Here is a 14,510-nt window from a genome sequence, read left to right as displayed (position 1 = left end):
GCGGTTCAGGTGTCCGGCGAAAGCTAGGGAGCGCGACCAGGTCTCGACAGTCGGGTGAACTCCGTCCACGCCGCGGGGCGAAAGCGCCAGTTCACCTGGGGTGACGTCCAGCCGCGGCCCCGCCCGGTGCGCCCCGCCCGGAGTTCACGGAAGGTGAACAGCCGCGACCGGCCCGGGGTGGGGGCCGATCGCGGCGGGTGGCGCGTGCTGGGCGGAGGCGGCGCCGGCGCCTACTCCTGCAGCACGCTCACCGTCAGGGTGCTCCAGTCGATGCTCCACTGGTCGGTGGTGGTGTGGACGCAGCCGCACAGCCCCACGTCGTAGGTGTCCGGCGGCAGCACCAGCGAGGAGTAGGTGCGGGTCAGGGAGAGGGGCAGCGAGGAGCCGGCTCCCACCGAGATGGGCTGCAGCCCATCGGAGCCGAGGAAGTTGCCGTCCGAGACGATGAGCCCGTCGCTGCCGGCGTAGCAGACGTTGAGCGACAGGTTGGAGGCGGCCGCCCCGCCTGTCCCGCCCATGTGGGTGGTGGCGGTGGCGGTGACGGCCTGGCCGGGGCCGACCTGCACGTTCGCGGTGGGGGCGATGAAGAGCATGCCGCTGTCCCCGACGCCGGTGGCGACGCAGCCGAGGTCCTGGGGGATGCCGGTGACGTCGCCGCCGCTGGCCTCGGTGACCGCGATCAGGCCAGAGGGGCCCTGGGGGCCGATCGGTCCCTGGGCGCCGGTCGCGCCGGCTGCGCCCGTGGCTCCCGCCGGGCCCACCAGCCCCTGCGGACCAGCCGGGCCGACCGCGCCGGTCAGGCCCTGCAGCCCCTGCGGGCCGGCGGGGCCGATGGCGCCCGTCGCTCCGGTGGCGCCCGCCGGGCCCACCAGCCCCTGCGGACCAGCCGGGCCGACCGCGCCGGTCAGGCCCTGCAGCCCCTGCGGGCCGGCGGGGCCGATGGCGCCCGTCGCTCCGGTGGCGCCCGCCGGGCCCGCCGCGCCGGTGAGGCCGGTGGGCCCGGTCAGGCCGATGGGCCCGACGGGCCCAACGGGACCGATGGGCCCGAAGGTGCCCTGCGGCCCCTGCAGCCCCTGCGGACCGGCCGGGCCAGCCGGACCGACGGCGCCCGTGAGGCCGGTGGCGCCGGTCAAGCCAGCCGCGCCGGTCAGCCCCTGGGCGCCGGCCGGTCCGATCGGGCCGGCGATGCCCGCGAGCCCCTGCGGGCCAGCCGGTCCGGTGAGCCCGATGAGCCCCTGCGGCCCCTGGGGACCGACTGGACCCGCCGCGCCGGTCAGACCCTGCGGCCCGGTGGCTCCAGCCGGGCCCGTCGCCCCGAGCGCGCCGTCGAGGCCGTCGGCGCCAGCCAGCCCCTGCGGACCAGCGGGCCCTGCGGGGCCAGCGGCGCCGGCCGGTCCGGCGGCGCCGTCGAGCCCAGCCTCGGCCAGGAGATCCCAGTCGGCGCCAGCCACCGGAGGGGATGCCAGGGTGCTGGCCCTGGCCACCCAGCTCGAGCCGGCGAAGGTGACCGCGTCGAGCGGCGCGTAGCTGGACCCGGCCGACCAGGCGCCCTGCCAGCTGAGCCCGGCCGGACCTGGCGCGCCAGCGGCGCCGGGCGTGCCGGCGGGGCCCTGCGGGCCGACGGGGCCGAGCAGGCCCTGAGGGCCGGTCTGCCCCGTCGGCCCCTGTGGGCCGGCCGGGCCGACCAGCCCGTCGGCGCCGGCGGGACCAGCCGGCCCTGCCGGACCGACCTCGCCCTGGGGCCCGGTGGGGCCACCGCCGGTGCCGGCCGGCCCCGACGGACCCGCCGGCCCCTGCGGACCCGCTTCGCCGCTGCCGCCGCCGCAGGCGGCGAGGGTGAGCACCAGCGCCAGGGCCCCGGAGAGGTGCGCCAAGGTGCCGGCGCGCGGGTGGTGACGCTGCGTGGACGTGGTCGCCATGAGGACCTCCTGGCCCGCCGCAGGGCGGCGGCCCGCTGGACGTGACGTTCGGCGCCTGCGCTGGCCCGTGGCACCTCGCGGTGCACCGGGAGCGCAGTCGACTGTGGAGAAGCTGGTGAGTGCGACCCGGTCTCGACAGTCGCGCGTTCCAACTCCACGCGCCGGGGCGCAAGCCGACGTTGAAGGGGAGCGTGTCCGGGCCTGCGCTCCGGGCGTGTCCGCGGCGCGAGCGACCCGCGCTGGCGCGCCGCGGATCGTCGGAGGTGCAACCAGTCGCCGGGGCGGCGCCCTACCAGAGCAGCCGCGCCACCAGGCCGGCCGTGGTGGTGTACCCGGCCACCGAGCGCGTCACGCGCCCCTCGGCGTCCAGGAAGTAGGCCGTGGGGAAGGCCTCCAGCCGGAAGTCGCGCAGCGCCTCCTGGGACCCGAGGAGCACCGGCACGGTGAGCCCGTGCTCCGCCACGAAGGCGCGCACCTCGGCCACGTCCTCGAAGGCGGTGGCCACCGAGATGACGTGGGCCCGATCGCCCACCAGGCGCTGCGCCCAGGCGAGGTTGCCGGACTCGGCCTTGCAGACCGTGCACCACGGGGCCCAGAAGGCGATCAGCACCGGCTTGCCGCGGTAGGCGCGCAGCGAGGCCGGGGCGCCGTCCAGGGTGGTGAGCAGAGGGTCCGGCGCCACGCCCGCCGCCAGGTGGCCGCGCGTCTGCCAGGCGCCCGCCGCGGCCAGCACCACCAGCACCACCAGGAGGTCGCGCCCCCAGCGGAACCAGCGCCGCTCGTTCAGGCGGTCGAGGCGAGCACGCCAGGCAGGGCGGGGCGACGTGGGCGGTGTGGGCGGTGTGGGCGGGGTGGTCACGGGTGGGGTCGGCAAGGGTGAGCGGGACTGTCCCTGTGAGCCGGTCCGGCGGCGGGAAGGTTCACCTGGGCCCCGCCTGCGCCTGGACCGGTCGAACCGGAACCGGTCGAGCCCCGACGCGCTCCCACCGGATGCCCCGCCCTCGCGGGGCCTGCCCTGGAAGGGACTCGATGGGACTCCTCGCCAAGCTCTTCGGATCGCGCGCGCCGCGGGTCCAGCCGGTGCACGTGACCGGCCAGAACTACCTGGCCGAGGTGGCCCGCTCCGGCCTGCCGGTGGTGCTCGACGTCTGGAGCCCCGGCTGCGGCCCCTGCGCCACGCTGGAGCCCATCGTGATGGACCTGGCGCGCGACTACCAGGGCCGCGTCAAGGTGGCGGAGCTGAACGCGGCCGAGGCCGGCGACGTGGCGGCGCGGCTCGGCGTCATGGGCACGCCCACCGTGCTCTTCTTCCGGGGTGGCCGCGAGGTCCACCGGGTGGTGGGCTTCGTGGGCTCGCGCTACCTGCGCGAGGTGGTGGACCAGGAGCTGCTGGGCGCCGCGGCCGGGTGAGCCCGGGCGGGCGCGCCGGCCCTCAGGGCGCGCCGGCGCGCGTGGCCATGACGGTGCGCCCCACGTAGGCGCTGGCGAACTGGAAGGCGATGCGGCCGCTCCGGTCGCCCTTGCGCTGCGACCAGAGGATGGCCTCGTCGGCGGAGGCCTGGGACCAGGCCACCGTGGCGCCGGCCCGGGCCGCCAGCTTGCCGACCCACTGGCGCACCACCTCCACGTAGAGGTCCTGGCTGAAGGGGTGGAAGGGCACCCACAGGCCGAAGCGGCCGGACAGCGACATCTTCTCCTCCACCGCCTCGCCGTGGTGGATCTCGCCGTTCACCAGCATGGCGCCGCGGTTGTCGCTCTCGTACTCCGGGATGAGGTGGCGCCGGTTGGAGGTGACGTAGAGCAGCACGTTGTCCGGCAGGGCGTAGACCGAGCCGTCCAGCGCGCTCTTCAGCACCTTGTAGCTGGCGTCGCCGGTCTCGAAGGAGAGGTCGTCGGCGAAGACCACGAAGCGCCAGGGCTCCCGCTTCACCGCGTCCACGATGGCCGGCAGGCTGACCAGGTCGTCCTTGTCCACCTGGATGATGCGCAGCCCCTGGCCGGCGTAGGCGCCCAGCAGGGCCCGCACCACCGAGGACTTGCCGGTGCCGCGCGTGCCCCACAGCAGCGCGTTGTTGGCCGGCAGCCCCGCCAGGAACTGGCGGGTGTTCTGCTCCAGGGTGGCCTTCTGGGGCTCGATGCCCAGCAGGTCCTCGAGGCGCAGGCCCTCGATGCCGGGCACCGGCTCGAGCGCCCCGCCCACCGCGCCGCGCCGCCAGTTGGCGGCGTGGCAGGTGGCCCAGTCGATGGGCGGCACCGGCCGCGGGATGAGCGGCTCCAGGGCGGTGAGCACCCGCGTGAGCAGCGCCGTCAGGTCGGGGTCGAGGCTCACCGCTCCTCCTCACTGGGGGCGCGGCCGGGGCCGGGCCCAGGACATGGGAACGGGGCAAGGGCGCGGCGCCCCTGCCCCGTCGTGTCCGCCGGCCAGGCCGGCGTGGACGCTACTCCGACCTGATCCGCTCGGTGGAGATGGCGCCGAACTTCTCCAGCGCCAGCGCCTTGACGAACTCGCGGTTCATGCGGGCGATGAACTTCACCTTGATGCCCTTGGGGCAGGCCGCCTCGCACTCGTAGTGGTTGGAGCAGTTGCCGAAGCCGTTGTCGGCCATGGCCTTGATCATGGCGGCGACGCGCTGGGGCGCCTCCACCTGGCCCTGCGGCAGCTCGGCCAGCTGCGACACCTTGGCGCCGGCGAACAGCATGGCGGCGCTGTTGGGGCAGGCGGCCACGCAGGCGCCGCAGCCGATGCACTCGGCCGCGTCCATGGCGTAGTCGGCCTCCGGCTTGCCGACCAGCACGGCGTTGCCGTCGGGGACGCCGCCGGTGTGGCAGGAGACGAAGCCGGCCGCCTGGATCAGCTTGTCGAGCGCGCCCCGGTCCACCACCAGATCGCGGAGGATGGGGAAGGCGCGGGCGCGCCAGGGCTCGAGGTAGATGGCGTCGCCGTCCTTGAACTTCCGCATGTGCAGCTGGCAGAGCGTGGTGCGCTGCTGGCCGCCGTGCGGGACGCCGTTGACCACCGCGGAGCACATGCCGCAGATGCCCTCACGGCAGTCGTGGTCGAAGGCGATGGGGTCCTTGCCCGCCTTGATCAGGTCCTCGTTGACCACGTCCAGCATCTCCAGGAAGGAGTGGTGGGGCGTGATGTTCTTGGCCTGGTAGGTCTCGAAGCGTCCCGGCTCCTTGGGGCCGGCCTGACGCCAGACGATCAGGGTGAGGTTCATGGTCGCGTGTTCCGTACCGGAAGCGGCGGCGTGGTCCGTGGCGTGCGCGCTCATTACTTGTAGCTCCTGACCGCGAGGTGGACGTTCTCGAACTTGAGCGGCTCCTTGTGGAGCTCGGGCTGGGCGCCCGTGCCCTTGAACTCCCAGGCCGCCGAGTAGGCGAAGTTGGCGTCGTCGCGCTTGGCCTCGCCGTCCGGGTACTGGTACTCGGTGCGGAAGTGGCCGCCGCAGGACTCCTGGCGGTGCAGGGCGTCGCGCGTCAGCAGCTCGGCGAAGTCGATGAAGTCCGAGGTGCGGCCGGCGTTCTCCAGCTGCTGGTTGAGCTCCTCGCCGCTGCCGGTCACCTTGACGTTCTTCCAGAACTCCTCGCGGATGGCGGGGATCTGCTGGAGCGTCTCGTTGAGCGACTGGTCGCTGCGCGCCATGCCGACGTTGTTCCACATCAGCGTGCCGACCTCGCGCATGAACTCGGTGACGGTCTTCTTGCCGTTGATGCCGAGCATGCGATCGCGCTCCTGCTTCACGTCGGCGATCGACTTGAGGCACTCCGGGTTGTCGGCCTTCACCTTGCCCGGCTTGGTCTGCGCCAGGTAGTTGGCGATGGTGTAGGGGATGACGAAGTAGCCGTCGGCCAGGCCCTGCATCAGGGCGCTGGCGCCCAGCCGGTTGGCCCCGTGCACCGAGAAGTTCGCCTCACCCAGCACGAACAGGCCCGGGATGTTGCTCTGCAGGTTGTAGTCCACCCACAGGCCGCCCATGGAGTAGTGCGGCGCCGGGTAGATGCGCATGGGGCGCTGGTAGGCGTTCTCGTCGGTGATGCGCTCGTACATCTCGAAGAGGTTGCCGTACCGCTCGCGGACGGTGGCCTCGCCGAGGCGCTTGATGGACGCCGAGAAGTCCAGGTACACGCCGCGGCCGCCCGGGCCCACGCCGCGCCCCTCGTCGCACTGCTCCTTGGCGGCGCGCGAGGCGATGTCGCGGGGCGCCAGGTTGCCGAACGACGGGTACTTGCGCTCGAGGTAGTAGTCGCGATCCTCCTCGGGGATGTCGTTGGGGGACTTGTTGCAGTCCTCCTTCTTCTTCGGCACCCAGATGCGGCCGTCGTTGCGCAGCGACTCCGACATCAGCGTCAGCTTGGACTGGTAGTCGCCCGCCTGCGGGATGCAGGTCGGGTGGATCTGCGTGTAGCAGGGGTTGGCCAGGTAGGCGCCCTTCTTGTGGGCCTTCCAGATGGCGCTGACGCTGCAGCCCATGGCGTTGGTCGACAGGTAGAAGACGTTGACGTACCCGCCGGTGGCCAGCACCACCGCGTCGCCCACGTGGGTGCGGACCTCGCCGGTGACCAGGTCGCGGACCGTGATGCCCTTGGCCTCGCCGTCCACCACCACCAGGTCGAGCATCTCGGTGCGGGCGAACATCTTCACCGTGCCGAGGCCGATCTGGCGGGAGAGGGCGGAGTAGGCGCCCAGCAGGAGCTGCTGGCCGGTCTGGCCGCGGGCGAAGAAGGTGCGGGAGACCTGGGCGCCGCCGAAGGAGCGGTTGTCCAGGTAGCCGGCGTAGTCGCGCGCGAACGGCACGCCCTGCGCCACGCACTGGTCGATGATGTTGTTGCTGACCTGGGCCAGGCGCCAGACGTCGGCCTCACGGGCGCGGAAGTCGCCGCCCTTGATGGTGTCGTAGAACAGCCGGTAGATGCTGTCGCCGTCGTTCGGGTAGCTCTTGGCCGCGTTCACGCCGCCCTGGGCGGCGATGGAGTGGGCGCGGCGGGGGCTGTCCTGGTAGCAGAACGCCTCCACCTGGTAGCCGAGCTCCGCCAGCGTGGCCGCGGCCGAGCCGCCGGCCAGGCCGGTGCCGACCACCAGCACCTTGTACTTGCGCTTGTTGGCCGGGTTGACGAGCTTGAGCGAGTCGAAGCGGTGCTTGTCCCAGGAGTCCTGGATGCGCCCGGTAGGCGCCTTGCCGTCGAGGATCACGTTGGTTTCCCCTTTAACCGATCAGGTGGAGGAGGATTGCGACGGGGATGGCCCCGTAGCCGATCAGGAAGATGGTGGAGAGGACGCGGCCGCCCGTGCCGTAGACCGGCAGGGTCTTGTCGTTGCCCAGGCCGAGCGTCTGCAGGCTGCTCTGCGCGCCGTGGGAGAGGTGGAGGAAGAGCGCCACCATGCCCACCACGTAGAGCAGCGCCGTGGGGGCGCGCTGGAAGGCGGTCACCACCATGGTGAAGACGTCGAAGCGGTCCAGCGAGTCGGTGCCCAGCGCCAGGCCGGGGGTGACGCGCACGGTGAAGTGCAGCAGGTGGTAGGTGATGAAGGCGCCCAGCAGCAGGCCCGTCCAGATCATGGACTTGGAGGCGAAGGTGGCGCGCAGCGAGCGGTTCACCGCGTACTTGGTCGGGTTGGCCGCCTCGTTCTCCAGGGTGATCTGGATGGAGAGGATGAGGTGGACCACCACCGCCGTGAACATCACGATGCGGGTGATCCAGACCACCGGGGCCAGGTCATGCAGCTTCTGGGCGTAGGCGTTGAGGCCGTTGGCGCCGGCGAAGATGCTGAGGTTGCCGAGCAGGTGACCGACGACGAACAGGACCATCAGCAGGCCCGTCACGGCCATCAGGACCTTTCGTCCGATCGAGTCCGAGAGCAGCTTCATGAGAGCGTCCTTCCTTCGTGGATGTGCAGCGACCCGGGAGGGCCGCGACGAGATGCGCGCAACACACAGGGGAGTGAAGAGGGCGTCCGTTGGGAGCGGCGCACCATACCAAAGACCGGCGACGAACGGGCGGCTCAGTGTGCTGAAATGCGCTTCGGAGTAGGGCGGCGACGCGGTGCATGCCGACTGAAGAAGTCCATGATTGACCGCCGAGCGAGCTCGCGCCGAGGCGCCGGAGCGCAAGCACTTGCTCCCGTGTCGCAGCCCCGCGGTGCTCGTGGCGCCGTGGCCCGCGGGGCCGGCGCGGCGCGGACCGACGGCGCTGGAGCGAGCCTGAGCCGGACGGGCGGGCTCGCGCCGCTGCGGTGGATCTGAGGCGGTGTCTCGCGGGCGGTGGGGCCGCCCTGGGTCAGGCGCTGGGGCGGCGGTCCTGCTCGTCGGCAGCCCGGACGCCCTCTTCCCAGGCCTCGACCTGGGTGCGGTAGGTCCGGGACTGAGGTCCGCCGTCCACGCTCACGGTCCAGCGGCCCTCGGCCACGAAGGTGATGGTCAGGGAGTGCTCACCGACCCTGAAGACCACCGGGAGGGTCAGCACTGGATGTGGCGGAGCGACCGGTCGACGAGGCGGCATCGCTGCACCATACGACGGTATCGCCCCTGAGCGCACCGCCCCGTCCCGGGCCCAAGGGACAAGCCGCCGGAATCAGGCCCCCATGGCCATGGCCAGGCCGGACTCCGGGGCCTGCTCCCGCCAGGCGGCCAGGTGGCCGTGGGCGGCGGTCTCCGCGTCCACCTCGCTGGAGCCGTGGGCGCAGTGCTGCTTCACGTAGGCGCGGAAGGAGCGGCCGAAGGGCAGGTGGGTGGGCCCGCCGGGCGCGGGGCTGGCCACCGGCATGCCGTGCGGCCAGAGGCGCTGGCAGGCGTCGAACTGCTCGACGTGGCGCAGCTCGTGGGCCAGGACGTGCAGGTACAGCTCCTCCAGGTCCTCCAGCCGGGCCGGCCCGGCCTCCTCCCGGTAGGTGCGGGTCAGCGGGAAGGACCAGGTGAAGGAGGACGGCACGAAGATGCGCAGGTCGTAGCAGCCGGGCCGGGTCTCGCGCTGGCGCTTGCCGCCGCGGGTCGGCCAGTAGGCCCGCCCGAGCTGGCGACCCCAGCGGCGCAGGAGCACGGTGACCAGCACGGGCCTGGACACCTGCCCGAAGCGCGGGGCCAGGAAGGCGAGCATGGCCTGCAGCCGCGCGGTGGAGAGGGTGGCTTGCCGGTTGACGAGCTGGATGTTCACGGGCGCGATGTAGAGCAGGGTTGTGGCCGCGCGTCCATGAGGGGAAGCGGGCGCGGCGCCCCACCGGAGGGCGCCGCGGGTGCCTGCCAGTGCGGGGGGCCGGGCTACGGCCCGGCGCGGAAGAAGCGCCTGGCCAGGGTGGCCCAGCCCTCGCCCGCCAGGGCCTTGGCGATGCCGTGGATGGGCGTGCCGCCGTCCTGCAGCACGTAGCCGAGCTCCGGGTTGAGCTGGCCGGAGAGGGTCTCGGCGGCGCGCTCCAGGAAGGCCCGGGCCTTCTCGCCGACCATCAGGTGGGCGCGGCTGGCCGCGGCGGGGACCTTCACCTTGAAGAGCCAGCCGGCGCCGTACGGGTCGCGCAGCGCGGCCGGCTGGTCGCGGGCGGCCGCGTTGACGGCCACCACCTCGCCGTCCACCGGGGAGAGCATGGGCACGGTGGTGACCAGGTCGCCGACGGCGAAGGCCGGCTGGCCCTGCAGGACGTGGTCGCCGGTGGTGGGCAGCACCACGGTCTCCGGGTCCACCAGCTTCTGGGCGAAGTCGTCGATGCCCACGGTCACCAGGCCGTCGGCGTCGGCGCGGGCCCAGGTGTGGCCGGTGGCCAGGGCGATGCCGTCGGGGACGTGGAACCAGCCGAGGGCCGGGTGGGCGGTGGGGGCGGCGGCGGCGCTGGCGGCCGCGCGGGCGCCGGCGGTGGCCTCGGCGGTGCGCGGCGAGCCGTGCACGAACTTCCACATGGGGACGAAGAGCAGGAGGTAGGCGAGGGCGAGGAGGTACTCCATCACCTTGGCGTCGTAGGTGGCGAGGAAGTCCTGGGTGGTCATGGCGCGCTCCGGTGGTGCGGGCAGGGAGGGGGAGTGTTCGGTCCTGCGCCGCCGCGGCGTCAGCGGCGGCGGTGTGGCTGGTCAGCCGTGGCGGTGCGCCGGCGCCAGGTGGTGCCGGCTCCAGAAGGACTCGGCGGCGCGCACCGAGTAGGCGAAGAGGACGAGCGGGATGGAGACGATCGCGATGACGCCGACCAGGAACGCCGCGCGGGCCAGCGAGGCGACGAGGACGAAGCCGAGGGTCTGGAGGATTTCGATGGCGGTCATCATGGCGGTCTCCTTCGTGCGTCCCGTGTGGTGTTGCCTTCTGCACCATCGCTTCAGCAAGGTTCGGGCCGACTCCGGTCCGCGTCGGCAAGCGCCTGGAGTTCCGGTGGATCGGGGGCGGGACCGCCCGGGAAGGGGCCTCCGGGGGTGCCGGCGGAGGTCGAGGACTTCAACACCGCTCTACAGTCCGGTCCGCTCGCCGGAGGCCCTGTGGAGGCCACCGTAGGGATTCTCAACGGCGGAAAGTGCCCTGGAAGGGGGGCGAGAGCCGGAAGAAGGCCTCCAGGTCGGAGTGGGAGACCGCCCCAGCGAGGCCGCCGAAGGTCCCGTGCTGGGCCAGCTCCTCGGCCGCTCGCCGGAAGGCTCCCAGGGCGGTGCGCGCCAGCGCCCCACCCACGCTGACCCGGCGCACCCCGAGGTCCTCCAGCTCCCGGACGCTGAACCCCGGCGCGGCGACCAGCACGTTCACCGGTCTCGGCGCCACCGCCCGCACCACCGCTGCGACGGCCTCCCGGGTGCGGAGGCCGGGCGCGTAGAGACAGTCGGCGCCTGCCGCCGCATAGGCCTCCAGCCGGCGCAGCGACTCCCGCAGGGGGTCCGGGTGACCCGTCAGGTGGCACTCGGAGCGGGCCGTGAGGAGCACCCCGGCGCCCGACGCGTCGATGGCGGCGCGCGCCGCCTCGAGCCGCTCCACCGCCTCGGACAGCTCGAAGAGCGGCGCCTCGCGCCGACCGGTGGCGTCCTCGATGGACAGCCCTGCCACGCCGGTCTCGACGCAGCGCCGCACGCTCTCGGCCACGCCGGCCGCGTCGGACCCGTGGCCCGCCTCGAAGTCGGCGCTCACCGGCAGCTCCGTGGCCCCCACCAGGTCGCCCACGTGGCGCAGCACGGCGGCGCGCGGCACGGCCCCGTCGGGCAGGCCGAGCGAGAAGGCCAGGCCGGCGCTGGTGGTGGCCAGAGCCTGGAAGCCGAGGTGCTGCAGGTACCGGGCGCTCCCCTGGTCCCAGGGGTTGGGCATGACGAAGCAGCCGCGCTCGTGGAGGCGGTGGAAGGCGGCGGTGCGTCGGCTCGTCTCCGGTGGCATGGGGCTCCCTCCGGCAGTGAGGTAACCGGGGGGGCGGCGGCGCGCCGGTCACGGCGCACCGCCTGGGCGGGGAGGCCCGCCGGTGGCGGCCGCCGCCCGACCCGAGCGCCCTACTCGAGCCCCACCACGTTGCCGTGGTCGCCCTCCCAGAGGGCGATGCGCGAGACCCGGCGGGCCACCTCCGGCCAGGTGTGGCCAGAGCAGCCCTCCACCTGGCGGGAGAGGAAGCGGCGGATCCTGGCCAGGTCCCACGAGAAGACCAGCAGCAGCCCGCGCCCGAGCACCGCGCCGTCGGCGCCGTGCCGCTCCTGGAGCCAGCGCGGCGTCACCGCCAGCAGGTCGAACCGCTCCCGACCCTTCAGGCCCAGCGCGCCCACCTCCAGCACCAGCGGGACCGCGAACGAGTCCGGCACGGGCGGGGCCCAGGCCGCCAGGTCGGGGATGTCGTCGCAGCGGAGGCTCTTCAGGCGGGCGCGCATGGCGGGGAGGATAGCTGGGGTGGGCCGCCGGTGGCGCCAGCCGGCAGCCTGCGCCCGCCACGGACCCGGCGGCGCCGGGTCACCGGGCACCTGCGCCGCGGCGCCGGTGCGGTGGGCCGCGGCCCGGGTCGCCCCGGGGGGCCGTGGTACCGTCGCCGCAGACACCGCCGCGGGCGGGAGGGCCATGATCCACGCATTCCGACTCGGTCCTGTCTCGTCCTCGCCGACTCCGTCCTTCGCCTTCGCCGCCGTCCGCCCGAACGGGACGCTGGAGCTCCGGTTCGCGCCGGGCGAGCCGCAGGGGCTCGCGGCGCTGCGGGAGGCGGTGGACGGACAGCCGCTCAGCTGCGAGCCCCCGCTCGCCGAGGCGGCCGGCCCCCTGGGGCTTTCGGTGGCGCCGCTCCCGCCCGAGGTCCTCCGGGCGCGGGCGCAGCTGGCCTACGAGCTCGCCTCGGGCATCGACCACGGGGCCTCGAGGCCGGAGGCCATCGGCGCCCTGCTCACGGCGGCCGGGGCCTTCTGGGCCAGCAAGGCCTGGGAGCTCATCGACACCGAGGAGCAGCTGCACGTGGCCTTCACCTGGGGGCGCAGCCTGGTGCAGGGCGAGGTCTCGGTGCAGGCCAGCGATCGGACCCAGCCGCGCCTGGTGCTGTGCGACGAGCCGGCGGCGCTGTCGCGGCTTGCGGGGCTGTCGGGGCCGGAGCGCGTGGCCGAGCTCATCCGCGGCGCCGGGCTCACCGTCGAGCTGACCAGGGAGCCGGCCTGGGCGGGGGCCGCCATCGAGGAGGCCTTCCGGCTGCCGCGGGTCCCGCTGCCGGAGCGCCGGCGCGCGGGCAGGATCGCGCCCGTGGCCACCCAGGACCTCCTGACGGCCGCCGCGCTCCTGCAGTGCGTGGTGGCCTACGCGGACCTCGGCGACGGCAGCCAGGCCGAGGCGGTGGTGGAGGCCGCCACCCTCCGGGTGAGGGCGCGCATCGGCCCGACCCCACCCGACCCCGGCGCCCTCCAGGCGGCGCAGTCCGGGTCCGGGCTCACGCCGGTGGAGCCGGGTGACGAGAGGAACCATGGTCTGCTCGAGGGCGAGGCCCTGCCGGCGCCCGCGGCCGCCGCGGCGCCACCGACCGAGCCTGAGCCCGCGGCGCCGGCCGCCGCGGAGGACGACGACCGGCCCCTGACGCCGGAGGAGCTGGCGGCCATCGTGAAGGGCGGGACCGCGGCGGCGGCGCCCGAGCCAGCGCCCGCGGCGCCGGCCGCAGTGGAGGACGACGACCGGCCCCTGACCCCGGAGGAGCTGGCGGCCATCGTGAAGGGCGGGACCGCAGCGGCGGCGCCCGAGCCCGAGCCCGCGGCGCCGGCCGCTGCAGTGGACGACGACAAGCCCCTGACCCCGGAGGAGCTGGCGGCCCTCATGAAGGGCGCCGCCGCGCCACCGGCCACGGTGGCCGTGCCCGCCGCCGCGGCACCGGTCGAGGTGGAGGCTGCGCCCGCCCAGCCGGCAGCGCCCTCGGTCGAGCCCGCGCCACCCTCGGCGGCCGCCCCTGAGCCGGTTCCGGTGGTCCAGGCCGAGCCGAAGCCGGCGCCCGAGGCGGCTCCACCCGCGCCGTCCGATCGGCCCGCGCCCGCCGAGGGCTGGCTCAACAGGACCTGGCGCGCCCTCGGCGCCTCGCTGCAGCGGGCGCCGGCGGCGTCGGAGCCAGGGGCCGCGCCGGCCCCGCCGCCGAAGGTGGTGGCCAAGACCGCGCCGCCGAAGCCGCCGAAGCCGGCGGCGCCAGCCCGCCGCGCCCCGCCGCCGCCGGCGGTGCCGGAGGCTCCACCCGATCCCGCCGTCCCGTTCTCGGCCTTCGCCCGAGCCCTCAAGGTCGCGGTCCCCCTCGAGCCGCTCCCGGCGCCGCTGGCGGAGCGCGAGGCGGCCTCGGCCCTGGCGACCCAGCTCGCCACGGACGCCACGGGGCGGGAGCACTTCGTCTCCTTCCCCGCGGTGGCCCTCCAGATCATCGAGCAGGTCCACAGCCCCACGGCCGACGCCCGCGGCGTGGCCGGCTTCATCTCCCGGGATCCCGGGCTCGCCGCGGACGTGCTGGCGGTGGCCAACTCGGCCGCCTTCCGCGGCGTGAGCGAGGCGGGATCGGTCCGCGAGGCGGTGGCCCGGCTCGGCCTGCAGGAGGTCGGGCGGGTGGCCAGCGCGGTCTCGGCGCGGGCCCTGCTCCTCACCGCCCAGCCCGGCGGCGGCGCGCCCTCCACCCGGCTGTTCACCCGGGCGGTGGCGGTGGCCACCGCGGCGTCGGCCACCGCCCTCCGGCTGCGCGGGGCCCACAGCGATCAGGTCTGGCTGGCCGGGCTGCTCCACGACGTGGGGCTGGCGCTCGGGCGCTCGGCGCTGCACCGGCTCGGGGCCGCGGGTGGCGCCGCCGTGACCGGCCCGGTCGCCGAGCGGGCGGTGGAGCAGGCCCACGTGGAGATCGGGGCGGCGGCGCTGCGGGCCTGGGGGCTGCCCGGGTACCTCTCCGACGTCTGCGCGCGCCACCACGACGAGGAGCTGCCGGCCGGCCCCGAGCTGGTGGACCTCCACCTGGTGCGGCTCACCTCGGCGCTGGCGCGGCTCGACGAGCCCGAGGTCGGGGCGCGCGCCGCCCGGGAGGTCATGTCGAGCGCCCGGGCCCTGGGGTTCGACGTGCACGCCGTGCGGGCGCTGGCTGCGGATCTCAAGGCCGCAGAGCAGCGGGCCGCGGTGCTGGTGAGGTAGCGGGCCCCTCCGGCCTGGCGGCGGTCGCCGCCTGGGCCTGGCGGA

At 74.7% G+C, this 14,510-nt stretch carries 14 protein-coding genes; 2 read left to right on the top strand and 12 right to left on the bottom strand.

What is annotated here, in order from left to right; genetic code table 11:
- Nucleotides 1-230 precede the first annotated feature (230 nt).
- A complete protein-coding gene (locus tag IPO09_10535; GenBank protein ID MBK9517772.1) occupies nt 231-1,919 on the bottom strand; it encodes a collagen-like protein in 1,689 nt (562 codons plus the stop codon).
- A gap of 289 nt (nt 1,920-2,208) precedes the next feature.
- The gene (locus tag IPO09_10530) at nt 2,209-2,706 is read right to left on the bottom strand and encodes a TlpA family protein disulfide reductase (protein MBK9517771.1); all 498 of its coding nucleotides are present in this window, start codon (nt 2,704-2,706) and stop codon (nt 2,209-2,211) included.
- A gap of 242 nt (nt 2,707-2,948) precedes the next feature.
- Between IPO09_10530 and IPO09_10525 the strand changes: the two genes are divergently transcribed.
- Nucleotides 2,949-3,329 (top strand): thioredoxin family protein, encoded by a 381-nt coding sequence (locus tag IPO09_10525; GenBank protein ID MBK9517770.1) that lies wholly within the window; start codon nt 2,949-2,951, stop codon nt 3,327-3,329.
- A 22-nt stretch (nt 3,330-3,351) separates the two neighbouring features.
- Here the strand turns inward: IPO09_10525 and IPO09_10520 are convergent, their stop codons facing one another.
- From IPO09_10520 to IPO09_10475, 10 genes are all read right to left on the bottom strand, one after another.
- Nucleotides 3,352-4,248 (bottom strand): ATP-binding protein, encoded by an 897-nt coding sequence (locus IPO09_10520; protein MBK9517769.1) that lies wholly within the window; start codon nt 4,246-4,248, stop codon nt 3,352-3,354.
- Between the two features lie 109 nt (nt 4,249-4,357).
- On the bottom strand, nt 4,358-5,140 hold the full coding sequence (locus IPO09_10515) for a succinate dehydrogenase/fumarate reductase iron-sulfur subunit (GenBank protein MBK9517768.1): 783 nt from the start codon (nt 5,138-5,140) through the stop codon (nt 4,358-4,360).
- Between the two features lie 53 nt (nt 5,141-5,193).
- Entirely contained in the window at nt 5,194-7,113 is a 1,920-nt protein-coding gene (locus IPO09_10510) for a fumarate reductase/succinate dehydrogenase flavoprotein subunit (protein ID MBK9517767.1), read from the bottom strand.
- A 13-nt stretch (nt 7,114-7,126) separates the two neighbouring features.
- Nucleotides 7,127-7,789 (bottom strand): succinate dehydrogenase cytochrome b subunit, encoded by a 663-nt coding sequence (locus IPO09_10505; GenBank protein MBK9517766.1) that lies wholly within the window; start codon nt 7,787-7,789, stop codon nt 7,127-7,129.
- Nucleotides 7,790-8,198: 409 nt separating this feature from the next.
- A complete protein-coding gene (locus IPO09_10500) occupies nt 8,199-8,384 on the bottom strand; it encodes a hypothetical protein (protein ID MBK9517765.1) in 186 nt (61 codons plus the stop codon).
- 108 nt (nt 8,385-8,492) lie between these two features.
- Nucleotides 8,493-9,071, bottom strand: a complete 579-nt coding sequence (locus IPO09_10495; protein MBK9517764.1) for a hypothetical protein — start codon at nt 9,069-9,071, stop codon at nt 8,493-8,495.
- A 104-nt stretch (nt 9,072-9,175) separates the two neighbouring features.
- Nucleotides 9,176-9,892, bottom strand: a complete 717-nt coding sequence (locus IPO09_10490; protein ID MBK9517763.1) for a glycine cleavage system protein H — start codon at nt 9,890-9,892, stop codon at nt 9,176-9,178.
- Nucleotides 9,893-9,973: 81 nt separating this feature from the next.
- Complete coding sequence (locus tag IPO09_10485) at nt 9,974-10,159, bottom strand: hypothetical protein (GenBank protein MBK9517762.1); 186 nt, start codon at nt 10,157-10,159, stop codon at nt 9,974-9,976.
- A gap of 232 nt (nt 10,160-10,391) precedes the next feature.
- The gene (locus IPO09_10480) at nt 10,392-11,243 is read right to left on the bottom strand and encodes an isocitrate lyase/phosphoenolpyruvate mutase family protein (protein ID MBK9517761.1); all 852 of its coding nucleotides are present in this window, start codon (nt 11,241-11,243) and stop codon (nt 10,392-10,394) included.
- A 110-nt stretch (nt 11,244-11,353) separates the two neighbouring features.
- Entirely contained in the window at nt 11,354-11,722 is a 369-nt protein-coding gene (locus tag IPO09_10475) for an immunity 8 family protein (GenBank protein ID MBK9517760.1), read from the bottom strand.
- A gap of 184 nt (nt 11,723-11,906) precedes the next feature.
- Between IPO09_10475 and IPO09_10470 the strand changes: the two genes are divergently transcribed.
- Nucleotides 11,907-14,465: an HDOD domain-containing protein gene (locus IPO09_10470; protein MBK9517759.1), complete on the top strand. Its 2,559-nt coding sequence runs from the start codon at nt 11,907-11,909 to the stop codon at nt 14,463-14,465.
- Nucleotides 14,466-14,510: the final 45 nt, after the last annotated feature.

This window comes from Anaeromyxobacter sp. (genome assembly GCA_016718565.1).
Taxonomy (GTDB): Bacteria; Myxococcota; Myxococcia; order Myxococcales; family Anaeromyxobacteraceae; genus JADKCZ01.
This window is presented reverse-complemented; position numbering and strand designations above follow the sequence as displayed.